This window comes from Pelagicoccus sp. SDUM812002, assembly GCF_031127835.1.
Taxonomy (GTDB): domain Bacteria; phylum Verrucomicrobiota; class Verrucomicrobiia; order Opitutales; family Opitutaceae; genus Pelagicoccus.
The window spans coordinates 1-2224 of sequence record NZ_JARXHX010000066.1 but is presented as its reverse complement, the minus strand read 5'-3'; the positions used below and the strand labels follow the sequence as shown (position 1 = coordinate 2224).

2 protein-coding genes and 1 pseudogene are annotated in these 2224 nt (G+C 67.1%); all 3 read left to right on the top strand.

All coding sequences use genetic code 11. The features are described from left to right. A partial coding sequence (locus QEH53_RS23575) for a hypothetical protein (protein WP_309025691.1) occupies window positions 1-447 on the top strand: 447 nt, incomplete at its 5' end. Between the two features lie 17 nt (window positions 448-464). Continuing rightward, entirely contained in the window at window positions 465-1799 is a 1335-nt protein-coding gene (locus QEH53_RS23570; RefSeq protein ID WP_309025690.1) for a Gfo/Idh/MocA family oxidoreductase, read from the top strand. 100 nt (window positions 1800-1899) lie between these two features. Beyond that, window positions 1900-2224: pseudogene (locus tag QEH53_RS23565) on the top strand (hypothetical protein); the annotation flags it as partial.

Genomic DNA, 2224 nt, shown 5'->3' with positions numbered 1-2224 from the left:
CGCTCGCTCCTGACGGGCCTGGAGAAGTTCGCCGGGGTGGAGACCAAGCAGCGCCCGCTGCTCGACGAGTTCGGCGACCCGGACATCTCCGGGGCCATGGTCAACGTGAAGGAGAAGGTCTACGGCTTCTCGCACTACCACGGCCTTCCCGAGCCGCTCTACGACAAGTTCGCCGCAGAGCCGCTGATGCCGACCTGGGCCCTCGACCTCTACTCCGGCGTTCTCGGCTACGTCCTGCTGGCCCTGGGCGTCCTGCTCGTCGCCGGCGCCCTGCCGCGCCTGGCCCTGCTGGCCAGCGGCCTGGTCTACGTCTCCCTTTCGGTCGGCCTGGTGCTGCTAAACGAGAGCGGCGGCGTCGCCTGGCTGGGCACCCACGCCCTGCTGGTCGCCCTGGCCCTCATGCTGGTCAAGTACAACCGCTGGTCGGTGGCCGGCGACAAGCTCTAACCCCTCGCCCCCCTGCAATGAACGACAACAACCTTCCGTCCCATCCGCTCGCCCGCCGCGAGTTCGTCAAGAACTCGCTGGTCGCCGCCGGCGGCATCCTGATCGCCCCCGCCTTCGCGCGGGCCCAGTCCTCGCCCAACGGCGAGATCAACGTGGCCCTGGTGGGCCTCGGGGTTCAGGGCCGCGTCCTGCTCGACGCCATGCTCAACATCCCGGGCATCCGCTACCGCGCGGTGTGCGACATCTGGGAGTACAGCCGCACCTACGGCCAGCGCAAGCTGGCCAAGGAAGGCTACGAGGTGAACGCCTACCAGGACATCGAGGAGATGCTGGAGAAGGAGAAGGACCTCGACGCCGCCATCATCGCCACGCCCGACCTGTGGCACTCGCGCCACACCAACCTCTGCCTGGAGGCCGGGCTGCACGTGTACTGCGAGAAGATGATGGCCCGCACGGTCGAGGAGGCCCGCTCCATGGTCCTGACCGCCCGCCAGACCGGCAAGCTCTTGCAGGTCGGCCACCAGCGCCGCTCCAACCCGCGCTACCAGCACTGCTACAACAACCTGATCAGGAAGGCCAAGATCCCCGGCCGCGTCACCAACCTCAACGGCCAGTGGAACCGCGCGGTGACCCCCGACGTTGGCTGGCCCAAGAAGTACGCCATCGACGAGGCCACGCTCAAGAAGTACGGCTACCAGGACATGCACCAGTTCCGCAACTGGCGCTGGTTCAAGGACCTTTCCGGAGGGCCCATCTCCGACTTGGGCGCCCACCAGATCGACATCTTCAACTGGTTCCTCGACGCCTATCCCAAGACCGTCTTCGCCTCCGGCGGGGCCGACTACTACCCCTCGCGCGAGTGGTACGACAACGTGATGGTCATCTACGAGTACGACACCAGCTACGGCCCGGTTCGCGCCTTCTACCAGACGCTGACGACCACCTCCGCCGGCGGCGGCTACTGGGAGTACTTCATGGGCGACGAGGGCTCGATCAAGTTCTCGGAGAACCCGGCCCTCTCCAAGATCTACCGCGAGGAGCGGGCCCCCAGCTGGGACAAGTGGATCGACCTGCACTACCTCACCCAGTCCGAGACGCCGCCCCCCGCGGCCGACGCCAAGGTGGACGTGCGCGAGACCGCGCCGCTGGCCCAGTTCGACATCCCGGTGGCCCTGGACAAGCCGCCGCACCAGCCGCACCTGGAGAACTTCTTCGCGGCGGTCCATGGCGAGGCCAAGCTCAACGCCGACGGGGAGCACTCCTTCAAGAGCGAGGTCGGGATCTTCCGCGTCAACGAGGCGGTGGAGGCCAAGCGCGTGCTCGAGTTCGCGCCGTCCGACTTCGAGGTGTAGAGAAGGCGGGGCTGGCGCTCGCGCCACGCCGCAAGTCCCAATCCTGCAACGCGGCGCGCCTACGCGCTCAACCCAGACCCAACCGCAAACCAACCGATTTATGAAAAAGACATTGCTGACCTTGGCCGCCGTATCCGCGGCCTCGCTACTGACCGCCGCCGACAAGGCGGCCATAGAGCTGGAGTACCCGGCTCCCTTCCTCTCCGGCACGCCCGTGCCCATCGTGCTTCCCAACCTTGAGTCGCCCGACGCCCCCCAGCCCAAGGTGCTCGCCCCCGCCGGGGTGGAGAACATCGCCTTCGAGAAGGAGGTCACCTCCTCCGACGACTTCCCGATCATCGGGGAGCTCGAGCTGGTGACCGACGGGGACAAGGAGTCCGAGGAAGGCTACTTCGTGGAGCTGGCCCAGGGCCCGCAATGGGTGC